19 protein-coding genes and 3 pseudogenes are annotated in these 17,404 nt (G+C 67.5%); 15 read left to right on the plus strand and 7 right to left on the minus strand.

Annotation, left to right across the window (positions count from 1 at the left end; translation table 11 throughout):
- Positions 1–128 precede the first annotated feature (128 nt).
- Entirely contained in the window at positions 129–557 is a 429-nt protein-coding gene (locus AB0B45_RS44010) for an ATP-binding protein (protein WP_358143770.1), read from the plus strand.
- Here AB0B45_RS44010 and yidC read toward each other — a convergent pair.
- From yidC to AB0B45_RS44025, 3 genes are read right to left on the minus strand one after another with little or no spacing between them, the layout of a single operon-like run.
- Positions 527–1,141 (minus strand): membrane protein insertase YidC, encoded by a 615-nt coding sequence (gene yidC, locus AB0B45_RS44015; RefSeq protein ID WP_358143772.1) that lies wholly within the window; start codon positions 1,139–1,141, stop codon positions 527–529. The genes AB0B45_RS44010 and yidC overlap by 31 nt on opposite strands.
- A gap of 30 nt (positions 1,142–1,171) precedes the next feature.
- Complete coding sequence (locus tag AB0B45_RS44020; protein WP_358143774.1) at positions 1,172–1,393, minus strand: DUF6412 domain-containing protein; 222 nt, start codon at positions 1,391–1,393, stop codon at positions 1,172–1,174.
- Positions 1,394–1,561, minus strand: a complete 168-nt coding sequence (locus AB0B45_RS44025) for a hypothetical protein (RefSeq protein WP_358143776.1) — start codon at positions 1,559–1,561, stop codon at positions 1,394–1,396. It lies immediately after the preceding gene.
- Between the two features lie 59 nt (positions 1,562–1,620).
- Here AB0B45_RS44025 and AB0B45_RS44030 point away from each other — a divergent pair, with 59 nt between their 5' ends.
- From AB0B45_RS44030 to AB0B45_RS44050, 5 genes are all read left to right on the plus strand, one after another.
- The gene (locus AB0B45_RS44030) at positions 1,621–2,313 is read left to right on the plus strand and encodes a response regulator transcription factor (RefSeq protein ID WP_358143778.1); all 693 of its coding nucleotides are present in this window, start codon (positions 1,621–1,623) and stop codon (positions 2,311–2,313) included.
- Entirely contained in the window at positions 2,310–3,374 is a 1,065-nt protein-coding gene (locus AB0B45_RS44035; RefSeq protein ID WP_358143780.1) for a HAMP domain-containing sensor histidine kinase, read from the plus strand. The genes AB0B45_RS44030 and AB0B45_RS44035 overlap by 4 nt, the downstream gene beginning before the upstream one ends.
- Positions 3,375–3,690: 316 nt before the next feature.
- Positions 3,691–4,086 carry a hypothetical protein gene (locus tag AB0B45_RS44040; RefSeq protein WP_358143782.1) on the plus strand — a complete coding sequence of 132 codons (396 nt, stop codon included), beginning with the start codon at positions 3,691–3,693 and terminating at the stop codon, positions 4,084–4,086.
- Positions 4,087–4,199: 113 nt separating this feature from the next.
- The gene (locus AB0B45_RS44045; RefSeq protein WP_358143784.1) at positions 4,200–4,535 is read left to right on the plus strand and encodes a YciI family protein; all 336 of its coding nucleotides are present in this window, start codon (positions 4,200–4,202) and stop codon (positions 4,533–4,535) included.
- Positions 4,536–4,538: 3 nt separating this feature from the next.
- A complete protein-coding gene (locus AB0B45_RS44050) occupies positions 4,539–5,786 on the plus strand; it encodes a sigma-70 family RNA polymerase sigma factor (protein WP_358143786.1) in 1,248 nt (415 codons plus the stop codon).
- A gap of 158 nt (positions 5,787–5,944) precedes the next feature.
- Here the strand turns inward: AB0B45_RS44050 and AB0B45_RS44055 are convergent, their stop codons facing one another.
- Both AB0B45_RS44055 and AB0B45_RS44060 read right to left on the minus strand, forming a co-directional pair.
- Positions 5,945–6,331 (minus strand): hypothetical protein, encoded by a 387-nt coding sequence (locus AB0B45_RS44055; RefSeq protein WP_358143788.1) that lies wholly within the window; start codon positions 6,329–6,331, stop codon positions 5,945–5,947.
- A gap of 115 nt (positions 6,332–6,446) precedes the next feature.
- Complete coding sequence (locus tag AB0B45_RS44060) at positions 6,447–6,848, minus strand: nuclear transport factor 2 family protein (protein WP_358143790.1); 402 nt, start codon at positions 6,846–6,848, stop codon at positions 6,447–6,449.
- 32 nt (positions 6,849–6,880) lie between these two features.
- Here AB0B45_RS44060 and AB0B45_RS44065 point away from each other — a divergent pair, with 32 nt between their 5' ends.
- The 5 genes and pseudogenes from AB0B45_RS44065 to AB0B45_RS44085 all read left to right on the plus strand — a co-directional run.
- A complete protein-coding gene (locus AB0B45_RS44065; RefSeq protein WP_358143792.1) occupies positions 6,881–7,507 on the plus strand; it encodes a PadR family transcriptional regulator in 627 nt (208 codons plus the stop codon).
- 596 nt (positions 7,508–8,103) lie between these two features.
- Entirely contained in the window at positions 8,104–8,265 is a 162-nt protein-coding gene (locus tag AB0B45_RS44070; protein WP_358143794.1) for a hypothetical protein, read from the plus strand.
- Positions 8,266–8,499: 234 nt separating this feature from the next.
- Positions 8,500–8,880, plus strand: a complete 381-nt coding sequence (locus tag AB0B45_RS44075) for a VOC family protein (RefSeq protein ID WP_358143796.1) — start codon at positions 8,500–8,502, stop codon at positions 8,878–8,880.
- 69 nt (positions 8,881–8,949) lie between these two features.
- A pseudogene (locus tag AB0B45_RS44080) lies at positions 8,950–9,102 on the plus strand (IS5/IS1182 family transposase); the annotation flags it as partial.
- 2,277 nt (positions 9,103–11,379) lie between these two features.
- Positions 11,380–11,592: pseudogene (locus AB0B45_RS44085) on the plus strand (replication initiator); the annotation flags it as partial.
- Here AB0B45_RS44085 and AB0B45_RS44090 read toward each other — a convergent pair.
- A pseudogene (locus AB0B45_RS44090) lies at positions 11,573–11,725 on the minus strand (helix-turn-helix domain-containing protein); the annotation flags it as partial. The pseudogenes AB0B45_RS44085 and AB0B45_RS44090 overlap by 20 nt on opposite strands.
- A 214-nt stretch (positions 11,726–11,939) precedes the next feature.
- Positions 11,940–12,977, minus strand: a complete 1,038-nt coding sequence (locus tag AB0B45_RS44095) for a hypothetical protein (protein WP_358143798.1) — start codon at positions 12,975–12,977, stop codon at positions 11,940–11,942.
- 860 nt (positions 12,978–13,837) lie between these two features.
- Between AB0B45_RS44095 and AB0B45_RS44100 the strand changes: the two genes are divergently transcribed.
- The 4 genes from AB0B45_RS44100 (at position 13,838) to AB0B45_RS44115 (ending at position 17,188) form a co-directional block, all read left to right on the plus strand.
- Entirely contained in the window at positions 13,838–14,233 is a 396-nt protein-coding gene (locus AB0B45_RS44100) for a VOC family protein (RefSeq protein WP_358143800.1), read from the plus strand.
- A gap of 101 nt (positions 14,234–14,334) precedes the next feature.
- Positions 14,335–15,264 (plus strand): helix-turn-helix transcriptional regulator, encoded by a 930-nt coding sequence (locus AB0B45_RS44105; protein WP_358143802.1) that lies wholly within the window; start codon positions 14,335–14,337, stop codon positions 15,262–15,264.
- Between the two features lie 109 nt (positions 15,265–15,373).
- A complete protein-coding gene (locus AB0B45_RS44110) occupies positions 15,374–16,678 on the plus strand; it encodes an FAD-binding oxidoreductase (protein WP_358143804.1) in 1,305 nt (434 codons plus the stop codon).
- A gap of 15 nt (positions 16,679–16,693) precedes the next feature.
- On the plus strand, positions 16,694–17,188 hold the full coding sequence (locus tag AB0B45_RS44115) for a hypothetical protein (protein WP_358143806.1): 495 nt from the start codon (positions 16,694–16,696) through the stop codon (positions 17,186–17,188).
- Positions 17,189–17,404 lie beyond the last annotated feature (216 nt).

Below are 17,404 nucleotides of genomic sequence, written 5' to 3' on the forward strand. Positions count from 1 at the left end.
GATGAGCTGATCTATCGTCCAATGTGTACAAGCTGTGATCGAGACACGGTTTCTGGGACTGGGTAACGGGGCATTTCGGTCGTACCGGGGGCGTTCCTCTGGGGGGATCTGGGAGCGGGGAGGTGGGTGTGTCGAGCGTCGTGATGTTGCCGTACGCACTGTCCAGCGTCGCCGTCGCACGCCAGCGTCTCTGCACTGACCTGCAGGAGTGGGGGGTCTTCGCCACCGCGATCGATGATGCGGTTCTGGTGGTGAGCGAGCTGCTGAGCAACGCGCTCAGGCACGCGCGTCCGCTGACCTCTGGCATGGTCAGGGTGGCGTGGCTGTGGAGCGACGATCATGTCGAGGTGGCGGTGAGTGACGGAGGCGCTGCGACCGAGCCGCGCGCCGGCCGTCCGACACTGTCATCGCTCGGCGGGCGCGGGCTTGGAATAGTCGAGTACGTCGCGGAGAGCTGGGGCGTGCGGCACGACGGGGAGACGACCACGGTATGGGCCGTGCTCCCCGCCCCGCACATCGTCAACGGTCAGGTCGCGGCGTTCAAGGAGGCCGGATAGAGCACGCGACGCTCGGCGGCCGTCCAGGCCGTCGAGACGAGCAGGTAGAGGCCCGCGGCCAGCGGAAGGAAAGCGGCGGCGACCACCGTGCCGAACGGCAGCAGCTTCAAGATCTTGAACTGCCCCGCCTCCATCCTGCGCGAGGTGTACCAGGCGATCAGCGCGATCGCCACGATGACGCCCACGAAGGCCAGCGCGGGAAGGCTGATCAGCCCGTACTGCGCGACCACCGCCGCGAGGTGCCGGCCGAGCAGGTCGGTGCCGATCAGCGGGTGCGTGGCGACCTGGTACATCAGCCACAGGAAGGGCATCTGCGCGATGGCGGGCCCGATGCCCGCGAACGCCGACGTGCCCTCCTTGGCGTAGAGGGCGTTGACCTCCTTGCTCAGCCGCTCAGGGTTACGGGCATGCCGTTCCTGGAGCTTCTTCAGCTGGGGGGCCAGTTTCTGCCGCACCTTCGCGGCCTTGGCCTGGCGCATGCTGAGCGGAAGCAGCAGCAGCCGTACGGCCAGCGTGAACAGCACGATCACCAGCGCGGTGTTACCGCCGAACCCGGTGATGAACATGACAAAAGAATCGATCATCACAACTCCTCATAGAAAGGTCTCTTTCGCTTACGAGGAGTGCGATGACGGAGCTCTCGGCCGCGATCTGCCCGCCGCGCCGGGGTCGCGCTGGCGAAGGAACGCCGTCCTCCTGGCGTAGGCCATGGGAAAGCTCGGCGTGCCGCCCTGCTGGGCGAGGAGCACGCCGCCGGCCCAGGCCGCCAGCAGGAGCAGGATCAGGCCGGTGATCAGGACGAGACCGGCGGGATCCATCAGCGCGAGTTGGAACACCTATCGAGCCGTCCTGCCCACCAGGGCGACGGCGACGAAGACCACGACGGCGATCACGCCGATGATCAGCGCGAGCTTCAGCAGGCCCATGATCATGGGCAGGATGAAGGCGAAAAGTACCCATAGCGCCAGCAGCACACCGGCAACAAGCATGACCATTCGACCCATATGCCTACCGTACGACGTGGACCATGCGTTCGCGAGGGAATTAGCCGTACCGTGACGGTGTGAGCACTCGCATTCTCGTGGTCGACGACGACCCGACCGTCGCCGAGGTCGTGGCGCGCTACCTCGAACGTGACGGCCACAGCGTCGAGTGCGTGGGCGACGGCGCGGAGGCGCTGCGGCGCGCGCTCGCCGACCCGCCCGACCTGATGGTGCTCGACCTCATGCTGCCCAAGCTCGACGGCCTGCTCGTGTGCAGGAAGCTCAGGGAGCGCTGGCCGGTCCCGGTGATCATGCTGACCGCCCTCGGCGAGGAGATCGACCGCGTGGTCGGCCTGGAGACCGGCGCAGACGACTACGTGACCAAGCCGTTCAGCCCACGCGAGCTGGCGCTGCGCGTGCAGTCGGTGCTGCGCAGGGCCCGCGGCGCCGCCGCCGTCAGCGGCGGCACCGGGGTGCTGCGCGACGACGACCTGGTCGTGGACGTGGGGGCTCATGAGGTACGGCGGGACGGCGAACTGGTCATGCTGACCGCGCGGGAGTTCGACCTGCTGGCCTACCTGATGCGCAACCCCCGCCAGGCCTTCAGCAGGGCCGCGCTGCTCGACCAGGTATGGGGGTGGTCGTTCGGCGACTCGTCGACGGTGACCGTCCACGTGCGGAGGCTGCGGGAGAAGGTCGAGCCCGATCCGACCGCTCCGCGAAGGATCGTCACCGTGTGGGGCGTCGGCTACAGATACGAGCCACTGTCGTGAATTTTCTGGAGATCGTCGCTGTCACGGCCGGGCTCGGCATGGTCGTGGCGGGCGCCGGCCTCGCGGTGATGTGGCGGCTGCGCACCCGCTCCATCGGCGTCATGCTGGCGGTCGTCGCGGTGGTCGCCGTCCTGGCCACCGTCGCGGGCGTCACGGCGATCACCCTCAAGATGCTCATCGACGTGCCGGCGAGGGACCTCGTGCTGAGCGTCGTGGCCGTCGGCGGGCTGGTGGGCCTCGGTGTGGCGTTCGTCCTCGCGCGGCAGGTGGTGGGAGCCAGCAGGCGGCTGGCGGCCGCGGTGCGGGAGCCGTCCTTCGTCGCGCCCGCGGGCCTGCCCGCCGAACTGCGGGACATCGCCCAGGCGCTGGAGGAGTCGTACGCCAGGGAGCGGACGCTGGAAGGAGCCCGCAGGGAACTGGTGGCGTGGGTCAGCCACGATCTCCGTACACCGCTGGCGGGCATGCGGGCCATGGCAGAGGCGCTGGAGGACGGCGTCGGCGACACGCACCGCTATCCGACCCAGATCAGGGTCGAGGTCGAGCGGCTCTCCGCGATGGTGAACGACCTGTTCGAACTGTCACGCATCCACGCGGGGGCGCTCCGGCTGACCCCCTGCAGGATCGGGCTCGGCGACCTGGTGGATGACACCGTGGCAGGTGTGGAGGCGCTCGCCGTGGCCAAGGGCGTGAAGGTGCGGGCGACCTGCGAGACGGTCCCGGTGACCGCCGATGTGGGGGCGCTGGGGAGGGCGCTGCGGAACCTGGTGGTGAACGCGATCAGGCACACGCCGCCGGGGGGTGAGGTGGTGATCCGCGCCGCCGTACGGGAGGGTGAGGCCTCCCTTTCCGTCACGGACGCCTGCGGAGGGATCCCCGAGGAGGATCTGGGGCGGGTGTTCGAGGTGGCGTTCATGGGGGAGAAGGCGCGCACCCCGACCAGGGAGGGCGGCGCGGGCCTCGGCCTGGCGATCACCCAAGGTCTCGTCAACGCCCATGACGGACACATCACCGTGGCCAACGAAGGGGAAGGCTGCCGGTTCGACATCCGGCTCCCCCTCTAGACGACGTCGGAGCCTCGTGGCGGACTTCCGCACCTGCGCCCAAGCCCACCTCACCGGTCCCAGCCCTGCTGAACCAGCGAGCGCTCCGCCACCACGAGCCGAGGAATGACCGGTATCCCACCTGCAACGGTGATGGCCGGAGCCGCACGCGCCCGGTCAGGCCGGGTCCTCCTCCCGCACCGGCCGCCTGTCCGCGTCAATACCCCGTCAGGATTCCGGGCAGCGCCGTACGGGTCGCGTATCGAGGCGCGGTCGGCCGCCTTTCGCGGTGTTCCATGAAGGAGAAGGTCCGCCGATGTGAGAGGAGGCGGCGGCCATGCGTGAACGGTTGCAGTACCTGCTTCCTGCTGGATTCGCCGTGTCGATCGTGGCCTGCTCCGTCGCGGCCCTGCTTCTTCCCGTGGGCGCGGTCCGGGTGGTGGCGATGCTGGTGGCCGTCGTGGCGTTCGCGACCTGGGCGCGCAGCTTCACCGCGGCGATGGCTACGGCCGCGATGGCCTGGATGTTCACGACCGGCTTCCTGGTGAACGGCACAGCCGAACTGACCATCACCGGCACCGACGCGTGGAGACTGGCCGCATTCGCCGCGGTGGGCCTGGTGGGCTGGGCCTGCGGCATCCTCCCATCAGTGGCGAAGACCGGCCTCCGGACGCTCCGCACTCGCCCGGTCATCCACGTCCCGCACCACCTCCCGGCGGCCCTCCGCCACTGACCCCCGTGACGGTGGACGCGCGCGCGGCTCTGGAAAAATTGGGATGCGCCTGTTGTCCGGAACCGGGTCGCCCGTTCGTCATGGTGGTGAGTCCGAGGAACAGAGGAGCGACGATGAAGTACATGATGTTCGTGTGCACCGACACCGAGCCTGACACCGACAAGGCCGACGAGCCCGACATCGAGGCATGGGTGTCGGAGAACGACGCGCGCGGCCGCCGCTTGGAGGGCAGCGTGCTGGCGTCGACGTCCGCGGCCACGACGGTCCGGGTCCGCAACGGCCGGCTCCTGGTCTCGGACGGCCCGTTCACGGAGACCAAGGAAGTGATCGTGGGCTACGACCTGCTGGAGTGCGCCGATCTGGACGAGGCGATCGAGGTCGCCCGCGCCCACCCGATGGCCCGAGCGGGACGGCTGGAGCTGCGCCCATTGGTCGACCTGGACGGCTGACGCGTGACTGACGCGCGTGCGCCCGCACCTGTGGCTGCGACCGCGGCGGCCGTCGCGGCCGCGAGCGCGGACGCGTACGCGCGGATCGTCGCCGCGCTGATCCGTGTCACCGGCGACTGGACGCTGGCCGAGGACTGCGCCCAGGAGGCGCTGGCGCTCGCCCTGCAGCGGTGGCCACAGGAGGGTGTGCCGGGCAACCCGGCCGCCTGGCTGATGACGGTGGCCCGCAACCGCGCGATCGACGTGCTGCGCCGAGCGTCGGTCGAACGCCGCAAACTGGCCGAGCTGGCGGTCCTCGCGCCTGCCGATCCGGGCTCCGCCGCAGTGGAGGAGGAGGTCGTGGACGACCGGCTGCGCCTCATCTTCACCTGCTGCCACCCCGCACTCGCCTTGGAGGCGCGTGTGGCGCTGACGCTCCGAACGATCGGCGGGGTGCCTACCGCCGACATCGCGCGGGCCTTCCTGGTCAGCGAGTCCACCATGACCCGGCGCCTGACCCGGGCCAAAACGAAGATCGCGGATGCCGGCATCCCCTACAGGGTGCCGACCGGCGCGGCGCTTACCGAGCGGCTCCCCGGTGTTCTGGCAGTTCTGTACCTGCTGTTCACCCACGGCTACAACCCCGACGGACGGCCCGCGTTCGCCGACGAGGCCATCCGCCTGGCCAGGCTCCTCCACCACCTCATGCCCGACCAGGGCGAGGTGTCCGCGCTGCTGGCGTTGTTCCTGTTCCAGCACTCCCGGCGCGACACCCGCCGCGACCGCCACGGCAACCTGCTCACCCTGGACAAGCAGGATCGGCTCCGCTGGGACCACGCCGCGATCGACGAGGGCCTCCACATCCTTGCCGGGACACCAGAGGACGGCCCGTACGCGCTCCAGGCCCGGATCGCCGCCTGCCACGCCACCGCCGCCTCCGCCGACGCCACCGACTGGCCGGCGATCGCCACGTGGTACGACCGGCTCGCCCTGATCCAGCCCTCACCCGTGATCGAGCTGAACCGTGCCGTGGCGCACGGCTACGCGCACGGGCCGGCGGCGGGACTGGCCCTGCTCACCCAGGCCCGCGCAGGTGGCGCGCTGGACGAGTACCCGCTCGCCATCGCCGTGGAAGCCGACCTCACCGCGCGACACGGCGATCGCGCCCGGGCCGCCGCGCTGTTCCGTCAGGCCGCCGCCGCGGCCCACTCCGAACCCGAACGCCGCGCACTCCTCGACCGCGCCGACGAGCCCCTCGGCGTGGACGACTGACATCGAAGACCACTCCCCGCAGGGGTACGGCTTGGTGCGCCAAGCCGTAGGCGATCGGGCACGACGCCGGGAGGCTGGACGGCACCGGATCTTGGCTCCGGTCGGGTGCGCGATGCCGCCGTGCGAGACCGTGGACCGTATCCGAGCCACTCGACAGGTCAGCCGAGACTTGAACGACGGACGGAACGCAGCATGCGTTGGACGGCTACGACATGGGCCCGGCTGCCGATGACCAAGGCGCGGTAGACGAGGCCGTGCGGGCCGGGGAAGTGTGCATATGTCCGGGCGCTCAACACGGTCTTCCCGCCCGCGACGTCAGCAAGCTCGAACACCAGCAGGTAACGGGCGAACCGGTGGCGGCCGGCCATGCTGAGCTGCTGACGCGGAACCTCCCGCGACACCTCGAAGCCGGTGCGGGGCACGGTCCCCAGCAGCCAGGCCAGGGGATTGCGCCCGCTGACAAGGAGAGACGAGTCCACATAGCGCCGCAGGGCGGCCCAGACGAGATCGCGTGATGCGGCGATCGTGGTCTGATGCTCGTCCACGTACGGCAGTGCGCCCGTGTCGGAGCTCAACGTTGATCGGTCCAGACGGTGTTGACGGCACGCTGGTTCCGCACCGCGCGTGGCCGTTCGAGCAGCTCCATGGCCGCGTTCCGGTTCATGAACCGCTCATCCCACGGTCGGCGCCGGCAGCAGGCGCAAGGCGCGCCTGCATGGCTTCGGCCAGAGCGATGACGGCGCTCAGCGGGCGGACCATGACAGTGAGCTCGGTGATTGTGCCGTCCTCGCTGGTGTGGAGGAAGTCGCTTCCTTCGACTTGTCGTCCCCCGACGTTCGCCTGGAAGACCAGAGCATGGTCGGCCGCGCCGTCCGATCCGATCTCGCGCACGTAGCGGAAGTCTTCGAACACCTGAAACACCGCATGGAGGATGGGCGCGACGGCGTCGCGGCCCCGGTACGGGCTGAACACGACCGGGCTACGGAAGACGACGTCCTCCGCGAGCAGGTCCAGCGCGGCGTTGACGTCACGTGCCTCGACGGCTGCGCGGAAAGGGTGCACGGCTCGATCCCTATACTCACTTTGTTGAATAGGTGCGGATCAGGCTATTCCCGAGTGGAAGGGCTGTCCAGATGGGGCTTCGTCACGCCGTCCTCGCGTCCCTGCTGGACGAGGAGGCCACCGGCTACGAGCTGTCCAAACGGTTCGACGTGTCGGTCGCCGACTACTGGTCGGCTACGCCGCAGCAGCTCTACCGCGAACTCGAGCGCCTCGAGAGCGACGGGCTCGTCCACGGACGTGTGGTCGAGCAGGAGCGTCGGCCGAACAAGCGCGTGTTCGCGCTGACCGAAGCCGGGCGCGAGGAGCTTCACATCTTCATCGCCCAGCCGACCCGACCGACCGCGATGCGCGACGACCTCCTCGTCAAACTCCTCGCAGCCGGTGCCGACGACTTGGGCGCGGTGCGGAAAGCTTTCGAGGAACGCCGGGAGCAGGCCAGGAACAAGCTCGCGCGCTACGACCGCCTTCGCGACCGTCTCCTCGACGGAAAAAGCGAAACCGCTCACCTGCGGGACGCCAAGCGCGTCGGTCCCTACCTCACACTCATGGGGGGACGGATGTATGAGCAGCAGAACATCCTCTGGTGCGACGCGGTCCTCGACGCGCTCGACCAAAGAGAGCGAAGCGCCCTGACGCCTGATCCAGGAGACAGACCCTAAGCCCACGCCTTCGATCGGACTTAGCCGTCAGCCACGATCAGGATTGCTCTGCCACGTCTCGAATTGGAGAGCGGGCGAATGGGTGAACCGCTTCGCCTTGTGCACGCAGTCGGGGCAGATGGGTTCCTCAACCGATCTGGCCGTCGCTTCCGGTGTCGGCTCGCGCCAGGTACCCAACACCGTCATGCCGGGAGGAAGGCCGGTCTCAGGGTCGATCGTGGCTGTCGTCACGCTCGCAGGGATGAAACTGAAGGTCCGCTTGCATCCATAGCATCTGCCGATTGTCGTAATCCGCTCGTCTGCCATATGGCGTCCGCCCTCCTTCGTAGCACCGTACATCCTGGTCGATTTCCTCAGCGAGCCGGCGAACCGTCAGCATCACCCTCGGTGATCCACCCGATCGAGCGTGGTAGTGGCTGCGCGGCAAGCTGGGCGGCTGTCACCTGCGACGCCGTCTCCTCCCCGCTCGGTGATTTTCAGATCTGGCAGGTCGGGGTCATCTCGGGAACGCTGTCTCGAGGAGACCTTCACACAGGCGATCGTGGGCGGATGGCGCTTCCTCGTACGGCGCCGCCCGCTCACAGAACTACCTCGGCATGCTCGCCCTGGCGGTGACCGTACCCACGCTGCTGTCGTTCGGCGACGTGGCCGCCGTCGGGACGGTCACGGCCGCGCAGGGCCTCGGTGCGGGCGCCGAGATCGCCGACTCGCTGGACGCCGTCCAGGCCGAGGCCGACCGCTCACTGCGCACGGCCTGACCTACGGATCGGATTCCGGCCGGAATATCGCCTCGTCTAGGTCGTGTTCAGAGTCAGCTTCCCGACTGCATGGCCGCCAACGGCCTTGCCCGGCTGCTCGGATAGGGCGGCCCTGAAATCATTTCGCCCGTGCTGGCCTCGTTTGGTACGGTCGCGGGATTGTTTTCGCTGTTGGAAGCCATGAGGCGCGTGTGGCCTCCCCTGCAGTTCCCAGGCTGAGAGTAGGTTTCGTTGATGGCATGTCGTATCAGTGAGCTCGTGCTCGGTTGCCGCGACCCTGAGGTGCTGGCGCGGTTCTGGTGCGAGGTCCTGGACTTCGTCGTGCTCGATCGCGAGGACGACGGCTCGGTGGAGATCGGGCCGCGCGAAGGGTTCGGCGGTCCGCAGCCGACGATCATCCTCAGTCGCAGGGATGAGCCGGAGAAGGGGAAATCCCGGCTGCACATCGACGTCAACGCCACCGACCGCGATCAGGACGCCGAGCTCGAACGCCTTCTGAAGCTCGGTGCTCGCCCGGCAGACATCGGTCAGACAGGGCAGGAGCAGTGGCATGTCCTGGTCGACCCCGAAGGCAATGAGTTCTGCCTGCTCAAGGCCCGCCTCGACCCGCTTTGATGCTCATGGGCGCAGATCGTCACCGCCCCGCAAACCCGGGCGGACGCGGCCGGACTGATCACCTGGGACGTCGGCGTGGATTCAACGATCGCCCGGGCGCACCAGCACGCCGCCGGTGCCCGCCGACACCCCAGCCAGCAGCAAGAGCCGCCCGGTGGCCTGTCGATCGAACCTGAAGACCACGCGCTGGGACGCTCCCGCGGCGGGCTGACCACTCTGCTCGGCTTGCCCCGAGTCGATCGCGGACGGGGTGGTCAGGCGCTACCTCAGGTGGACAACGCCTCAGTACCTGTGGCCGGGCCAGTGCGGGTCCTCCCAACGCGCAGGGCCAGAGAGACCGAGCAGCCGTATCCGGTGGAGCAGGTCTTTCGGGGCGTTCCGAGCGCGGAGCCGGGCAGAAGCATGGCGGATCAGCCAGGCCGTTAGCTCAACACGCAACTCTTCTTCGTTTTCCCAGCTTGCCCAAGGGAGTTGGTCTCCCAGTAGGTCGTACTCCCAGTGGGCAACCGCTTCGGCTAAGTGCTGGTCGGCCACTGTGTGGGTCTGCGTTGCCCAGACCTACCCGACCTGCGCGCGCATGCGGCATAGAGCTTGGCAGGACTATCTCGAGGCCCTGCGGGAGGCCAATGCAAGAGCTCCATATGCCTGGCCGACAGCAGTTGGCACTGCACAGGCCACAAACCAGCGTTCAAGAGCCTTCGGGACGGGACGAAGCGCTGAGGCGACTCTGTAGCACCCTTGACCAAGCAGGCACGGCGATCAAGGATGGCGCTCGTGATGACTCCCGAGCGCCCCACCCGATCCTCCCGGCGCGCCTTGGTGAGACTAGTCGTCGTGACGCTCTTGCTGGGCATCGCACTTGGCGCGGTGGCTTGGTGGGGATTGGCGATGCTGTGGGATGCCATATGGGGTGAGGGGCCGGTATTTCTGCCCGGCTAGCCGTGGGTGGAACCAGCTCAGCGCAGCCGGGATATGGACCTCGTAGAGACGCGCGCAGGTGCGAGTTGGGGTATCGCCCAACTAAGAAGTGCAATGGAAAATGCAACTGGGCAGGCTTTCCGCTCATTGAGATCAGGGAGTGCCGCCCCGCCCAGGTCATGTGAGGTAGGGCGCCCACGGCTCGAACCCGGAACTTACGGAGCAAGTGGAAGGCGCTTCTGCCATCACGCAACGCTCTGAACTGGCCCATGCACCAAGGAGAGCCCGCCGCTCAGGTTGAAAAAGCCTCATGGCCTGGTGACGCATCAGCCTAGCCGGGCGTCTCATCACCTAAGGGCGAAATTCTGTGTCCAGTAGACGCGGTTATTGTGGCCGGAGGCGCGTCCCACTCCGATCACTCTGTATTCACAGTTGAGGATGGCGTAACGATGCCCAGCCTTGCGGCCCACCGGCGGGCCTGAACGTGAAAGTGTCTGCACCTGACGAGGGATGCCCGAGAATCGGTGCGCCGTAAATGGAGTCGGTTCCGATTTGCATGGTCGGCTTGCTGCCCGCATTTCAGATGCGGCCGTTGACAGGGTCAAGGGGGATGGAGGCGTCGATACCGACGCCGGTCGTCGGCGAACCTGACGCCACGACGAGTGCGGCCGATAGGGTTAGGTGCGACACGCACATCCCCATGTTGGACATACCTTTTGCCATGGCTATGCCCTACTTCCGAGTTGGCGAAGCTGATTCGACTTCTTGAAAGAAGTGTCACGATCAGCTTGGGAACTGCAACGACTGGCCATTGGTGACCTTGGGAGCGCAGGTCACGGCTCTGGTCGACGAGTCCGTGCGTGACCTTGACCCCTCGTCCCCCTGGCTGATGGCCCGCTAATGGCCTGACAAGCAGAGTCGTGACCTTGGAGGCTCATGATCGGTAGGCTGATCGTCATGGGAGCTGATGAGGCATCTCTGCGGCTGGTGGACGTAACGTCGGCGTTAGAGGCGACTCTCACCGCCCTGAGGGCTGTGGGGGCCGACCCGGTGTACCGCGTGGGTGGCACAAGTGCCGCTCTGCTGCAAGGTGTTCGTCTTCCTGTCGGAGACGTTGACCTCTTAGTGGCTCGACGGGAGGACGTGGACACGGTCGCTGCCGCCCTTTCGTCCTTCCCCTGCCTGTATGCGGCATCTTGGCTCCCCGAGAGTTCGCAGTATTTCGCCAGGTACGAGGTGAACGGGGTCCATTTAGAGATCAGCACGGTTGAGCAGGAGGTCGACTCCGATGGGATGGAGTGCGTTGGCCGTGGCCCGTGGCAGCACTACGTCTTGATCACGTGTGGCTCGCATCGTGTTCCTGTGGTGCGCCTGGAACTGCGGTTGGCCACGGAACTCTTGCGTGATCGGTCCGATCGATACGAACCTCTGCTCGACCACATGGCGGCGCATGGGTTCGACGCTGATCTTCTGCATAGGGCTATGACTGCTCGCGGTCTTTCGGTGGAACGGCAGCGCTTGGTTAACGACCGCCTCGCCCATTCCTCTCCCCGCTCCCGATAGCTGCCGAGCATCGGCGACCTGTGCTACGAACCGTGCTCGCCCACATCCACCAACTGGCTGCGGTACGGAGTCCAGCTCAAGGACGCCAAGCGGAGGATGATTCCCGGCCAATGCCGCAGCAAGGCACACCGCCCTGAACACCTCGGCTACGCGGGCCGGCGCGTCCTGGCCTCCCGCATGTGGTCCAACAAGATCCTCCGCGAGCACAAGCAGGACCGCCGCGCCTGGGTTCGTCGCTCAAACCGTCCAGCCGGTCGCGTAAGAACCGGCTGCGCCAGCGGGCCACCGTCTTGCGGTCGATGCGCAGCCGCCCGGCCACCGCCATGTTGCTGCCGCCCTCGGCGCAGGCCGGCACGATCCGCGCGCAACGCCAATCCGTGGGCGGTTGGGTGCGACGGGTGGCCCATCCCTGCAACGTCAGCCGCACGGTGGGGGATAGCGCCAGCGGCTCCAGCCTGCTGTCGGCCATTTCTCAGCAGACCCCGGCCGGCAGGCGCCGTCACCACCCAGCACCGAAACTGCTACAGAACGCACCTCGCGTGGTGACCGCCGTACTCCAAACCGGCTCACTGGGCCGTTCAGGCGATGCGGCCGGTCCAGTACGAGCCCGCGGCGCGGAAGACCGTGTACAGCCCGCTGTCGAAGTAGGGGGAGACTCCCGTGTCGTAGCGGCCGTCGCCGTCGGTGTCGGAGACGCCGGTCGTGATGCCGTTGAGGTAGCCGAGGCGGTGGTCGTCGGTGTACTCGTACAGCCAGGAGGAGCCGACGGAGCCTTCGCCTGTGAACGGGGAGTCGACACCGACGGGCTGGTCGGCGGGTGGGGCGGAGAGCCTCATGGCGAAGGTCTGCCCAGTGGACCGTTCGAGGGTCTCGCCGGTGTAGGGCCGGGTTCCGTCGGGGTGGGTGCCGGTGGGGTAGCCGAAAACATCGACGGTTGGGGTCGTCGTCTGGTTGAAGGCGAGGCCCTGCCCGCCGACGATGTCGACCAGCCTTCCGTTGGTGGTCAGCGCTCCCGAGGAGGACGGGACGACGCCGTAGTAGACATTCACGAAGGCGAAGTCGCGGTCGTGGTCCCTGTACTGGGTGAAGTCGTAATGGACGAACGCCTGCTTTCCGACGTACAGGCCGGACGGGATGGCGCCCTCGGAGTAGCCGGGGACGAAGGCCCACTTGTCGACCGTGGCGGGGGCGCCCTCCATGTCGTACACGCAGTGCGCGGCCGTGGCGACGAGGTTGCGGTAGTTCGACTGGACGGCGGTGCCCGAACACCAGTGCGGCTGACCGTCGGCGCCGACGAAGAACACCTTGCCTGAGGTCCGGGGCAGTTCGCCTTCCGCCTCCGGAGGCACCGGCGTGACCAGGCCGGGCTTGCCGGGCGGGACGACGGCGTCGGACGTGCGTTCCCCGTGGACCTCGGCCTGCGGGGCGTAGGGCGTGGCGCTCCTGAGGTTGGCGCCCCCGTCGGCGAGCCAGAACGTCGCGACCTGCTGGGCGTTCGCCGTGCTGAAGGTCAGCGGAGCCGACACCACGTCTGCGGCCTGAGCGGGCGCGGCGACGGCGGTGGCGCCCACCAGCCCTAAGCCGATGCCGAGCGCGAGCAGGCTGCGTCTCATCATCGATCTTCCCCGTTCCGTCGTGGGGCGTCCTTGCCGGCCCCATCAATATGGAAAGCCGGTCTGATCGACCAGCAAGCAAGATCGTAATCCTTGCGGGATGCCACGGGAAGAGTTAATTCGAACTGATGTTCAGAATGAAGTGGGTGCGGGCGTAGCCTTGGACGGCATCGTGCCGTGAGGGCCTGAGGTGCTGCGCCACCGATTTCGGCTACCCCGTGATCGCGGCGTGTGACTCCTCCTGCTCTCCTGTGGCATCTGGCACGGATCGATCCAGGAAGAACAAGCACGGAAGGTCGCCGCTCAACGATCTTCACCCTGTGCCGGCGAGCGTCGATTCTCCCCGCCAACCGGTCCGGCTCGCGCGGTAGTGCCTTGGCTGTCATCGACAGCTTGTGATCTCCGCCTACCCCGAGTTCATCGTGGACTTGGAGCCCTCCATCGCGTCAAGTAGGACCTTATGGCGGCGGGGTATTCGCCCGGCCAGGCCCGGCCGGCGCTGGAGACACTGTCGATCGCCGCACCATCGATCGATGCACCAGATCAGTGTGTCGCAGGGGCGACACCAACCACATCCCGATGGACGCTGACCATCGTCTCCTCCCGCGCGGTGACCGCCGCCGCGGCAGCGCCGCGGCCAGCCCGCGATCGAGGCCCTCCGGTACGGCGACCAGGTTGTCAGACCCCTGGGGAGGGTGGAGACCCTCGCCGAGGGGGCGCACCTCGCAGAGATGTCGGGTTTATGTCATGGCATCTACACGAAGCGCTAAAAGCGCGACTTTTCCGCTTCTGTGCAGCAATCTCAAGGCTGACAGGAGAAGAACCCCTCCTGCCGGATTCGCACTAGAGACGGGATGGCTGAAATGACCACCAAGATCTTCGTCAACCTTCACGTCGCCGACACCAAGGCCGCGGTGGACTTCTTCGGTGGACTCGGCTTCGCCTTGGACGCCGATATGACCTCGGACGACGCTGCGTGCTTGGTCATCGGCGAGAACATCTCCGCAATGCTCGTGGCCGAGCCGTTCTTCAAGGAGATCACTGGCCGGGACATCGCCGACACCGGGGCGGTGCAGGAGGTCGCACTCGCGATCTCCGTCGACAGCCGCCAGCGGGTCGACGCTCTGGTCGACGGCGCGGTGGCCGCCGGCGGCCGGGCGGCGGGCGAGCCGCAGGACGAGGAGTTCATGTACTCCCGCGGCTTCCGCGACCTCGACGGACACCTCTGGAACGTGCTGCACATGCCCGTATCGGGCTGAGAAGCTTGCCATACAAGCCCTGATGATCTCCTGAGAGCGGCACCAGGTGCTCGATACCGCACAAAGCCGTCTAGGATGCGGGAGGACCATCGAAGGAGCACATGAAGGACCTGGATGCGGCAGCGCAGCTGGTTTATGCCCAGATGCGCGAGCTCGGGCAGACCTTCGACGCTGCCTCGGGAGACTCCCGAGTCCGGGCACGTCTGACCGAGCTAGGCCTGCTCAATCCGGCCACCGAAGTCGCCACCGAGGCATCGGTCGCGCTCGTCCATGCTCTGTCGGCCGCTCACGACAAGCTGGACGCGGCACTCCATCAGCAGGCTGTCGCGATGACACTGACGCGACACTTCCTGCACGCTGTCAGCGGACAGGCGGGCGAGGTGAGTGTCGAGTTCTTGCCACGAATCGAGATCGACCGCCTGCGTCAGGTTATCGCGGAGCTAGGGGAACTGGCCCGCCACGAGGTCGTCAGCATGCACCCCTACACGGAGTGGTCGCAACCCCGGCGCGACGCAGGCCTCAGGAACAGCACCAAGTTCGTGGCGCGCGGCATCCGGCGGCGCAGCCTGTTCCACCAGCGGCACCTGTCCGACCGCGCCTTCCGTGAGCATGCGACCAAGTTGATGGACGTGGGGCACGAGTTGCGGTTCGTCCCCTCCATCCCCACCCGGCTGATCGCCTTCGACAGCCAAGCAGCCGTCCTCCAAGTCGATCCCGCCAGGCTCGACAGCGGCGCCGTCCTAGTCCGCGGCGCCGGGGTGGTCAACTCCCTGGTCGCGCTCTTCGAGTACTGCTGGCTCAGCGCAGCAGAGGCCCAGGATGTGCCGCAGAACACGACAGACCTGACCGACCAGCAGCGCACCGTGCTGCGCATGCTGGCGGCCGGAGCCAAGGATCACGCGATCGCCCGAACCATGAGCCTGTCCACCCGCACGGTCGCCCGCCTCGTTGGCGAACTTCTCACCAAGCTGGGCGCGGCCAGTCGCTTCGAGGCGGGAGCGCGGGCGGCCAAGCTCGGCTGGCTCGACTGAACTCCGGAACGCGCGAACTTCGCTGCCATGTTCCGGTGGCGCCGCGACGGGCCATAGCCCCTTGTTTCCACCTGACACCAGCATTCTTCCAGAGACGGGAAAGACAGTTATGACCCAGCAGATCGACGACGAACTCGTGCTGATCGAGCCAGGCGACCCGGACTACGACACCTTGCGACGCGGTTTCGTCTACACCGGCACCCCTGCCGGCATCATCCGGTGCCGTAACGCGGCCGATGTCGCGGAGGCCGTGGCATACGCCCAGCGCCGCGGCCTGCCGTTGGCGGTGCGTAGCGGCGGACACAGCGGGGCCGCCCTGAGCACCGTCGGCGGCGGCCTGGTGATCGACCTGTCGCCGATCAACCACGTGGAAGTGCTCGGCGGCCCGGACAATCTCGTCAGGCTCGGTACCGGCGCCACCTGGGGCAAGGTCGCCGAGGTCCTGGCCGGTCACGGCCTGGCCATCTCCTCCGGCGACACCACGTCCGTCGGAGTGGGCGGCCTCATGCTCGGCGGCGGCATCGGCTGGATGGTGCGCAAGTACGGCCTCGCCCTGGACAGCCTGGTCGCGGCCGAGGTGGTCACCGCCGACAGCCGGATCCTGCGTGTCAGCGCCGATGATCACCCCGACCTGTTCTGGGCCGTGCGCGGCGGGGCAGGCAACGCCGCGGCGGTCATCACGTTCGAGGTCGCGGCCAAGCGCGAGTCACAGGTCACCTTCGCTCGCATCGTCTATCCGGCCGACAACCTTGCGGCCCTGCTCACCGGCTGGCGGGACGCGCTGCGGGCGGCACCCGACGAGCTGACCACCTTCCTGCAGATCATGCCCGCCTTCGGCGAGGAGACGCCGCCCTCGGTAGTCGTGCTCGCCTGTTACTCGGGCGACGATCCTGCGGCGATCACGCCCCTGTCCCGGTTGGGGACGCCGGTGAGCGTGGACGTCGACGCCGTGCCGTATCCGAAGGTGCTGGAAGACGCCTTCCTGCCGGACGGGTGGCAGCCGATGGTCCGCAACCGTTTCATCCGCGCGCTCGACGACGACCTCATCGGTGAACTCGCCGCACGCGCCACCTCGATCCCCATGATGGTGATCGAGCTACGCGGGCTGGGCGGCGCGATGAACCGGGTGCGGGCCGAGGCGACCGCCTTCGCGCACCGCGACACGGAGGCGATGCTCCAGATCGTCGCGCTGGGCACGCCGCAAGACCACCAACCGATCATGAAGGATTACGAGGCCTTCTGGGAGGCACTCACGCCCTACACCTCGGGCGCCTACGCGAACTTCCTGACCGCTATCACCGAGGACGACGTCGCCGCCGTCTATCCGGAGGCGACCAGAACACGGCTGGCGGCGGTCAATCGCGCGTACGACCCGCACAACGTCTTTCACCGCAACATCAACGTCAACCCGTGAGGGCTGGAGGTGCTCATGGCGCTCTTCGTCAACGCCCAGTCACGGACCTGCCTGCGTCACCATCCACGCCATGATCGGAGCTGTGGACCGACCTGCGCCAAGCCGGGGCACAACTGCGACAAGCGGCCGTGCCTGAAGGGCTGCACCGGCCACGCGGACAAGTGCCCGAAGCGCTCAGGCGGTGGCATCGTCTTCCGGCCGCGGAAGGGCAAGAGCAAGCTCACCCTCCAGTACCATCCCGCGCTCCTCGACCAGCTGAAGGCCCACAAGAAGATCCAGGTCGCCGAACGGCTGAAGGCGGGGGAGCGGTGGACTGATCACGACCTAATCTTCACCACTCGCTTCGGCGGTCCAATCGAGCGCACCCAGGACTGGAAGGCGTGGAAGTCGATCCTCCGGCAGGCCGGCGTACGGGACGCCAATCACATGAGCTGCCAAGACCCGTCACGCGAGCCTCGCTCGAGTAGCTATAGGGCTGCGCGGCCAGCACTGTCGAGGGTGCGGGTGTGACCTTCGCTGATTTATCGGCGAAAGTCACACCCGAGTGACCGGCTCCACCAGCGCATCCAGCGCCGCGGGCAGCCCGGGGTCGACCTGCTCGGCGCGCTTGCGGCCCGCTCCGGAGCGACGGATCCGGCCCTCGGCCAGCGGACGGCACCCCTGGTTTGGGTGGTCTTACATCGAGTAGGCGCCGGAGGCGAGGGCGATGACGCCGACCACGGTCAT

This window comes from Nonomuraea sp. NPDC049152, assembly GCF_040648355.1.
GTDB lineage: Bacteria > Actinomycetota > Actinomycetes > Streptosporangiales > Streptosporangiaceae > Nonomuraea.

What these genes read in the sequence shown, in the direction of transcription:
- yidC (WP_358143772.1), bottom strand. Translation starts at nt 1,141, where the DNA reads ATGATCGATTCTTTTGTCATGTTCATCACCGGGTTCGGCGGTAACACC.
- AB0B45_RS44025 (WP_358143776.1), bottom strand. Translation starts at nt 1,561, where the DNA reads ATGGGTCGAATGGTCATGCTTGTTGCCGGTGTGCTGCTGGCGCTATGG.
- AB0B45_RS44040 (WP_358143782.1), top strand. Translation starts at nt 3,691, where the DNA reads ATGCGTGAACGGTTGCAGTACCTGCTTCCTGCTGGATTCGCCGTGTCG.
- AB0B45_RS44045 (WP_358143784.1), top strand. Translation starts at nt 4,200, where the DNA reads ATGAAGTACATGATGTTCGTGTGCACCGACACCGAGCCTGACACCGAC.
- AB0B45_RS44070 (WP_358143794.1), top strand. Translation starts at nt 8,104, where the DNA reads ATGCTCGCCCTGGCGGTGACCGTACCCACGCTGCTGTCGTTCGGCGAC.
- AB0B45_RS44075 (WP_358143796.1), top strand. Translation starts at nt 8,500, where the DNA reads ATGGCATGTCGTATCAGTGAGCTCGTGCTCGGTTGCCGCGACCCTGAG.
- AB0B45_RS44095 (WP_358143798.1), bottom strand. Translation starts at nt 12,977, where the DNA reads ATGATGAGACGCAGCCTGCTCGCGCTCGGCATCGGCTTAGGGCTGGTG.
- AB0B45_RS44100 (WP_358143800.1), top strand. Translation starts at nt 13,838, where the DNA reads ATGACCACCAAGATCTTCGTCAACCTTCACGTCGCCGACACCAAGGCC.
- AB0B45_RS44105 (WP_358143802.1), top strand. Translation starts at nt 14,335, where the DNA reads ATGAAGGACCTGGATGCGGCAGCGCAGCTGGTTTATGCCCAGATGCGC.
- AB0B45_RS44110 (WP_358143804.1), top strand. Translation starts at nt 15,374, where the DNA reads ATGACCCAGCAGATCGACGACGAACTCGTGCTGATCGAGCCAGGCGAC.
- AB0B45_RS44115 (WP_358143806.1), top strand. Translation starts at nt 16,694, where the DNA reads ATGGCGCTCTTCGTCAACGCCCAGTCACGGACCTGCCTGCGTCACCAT.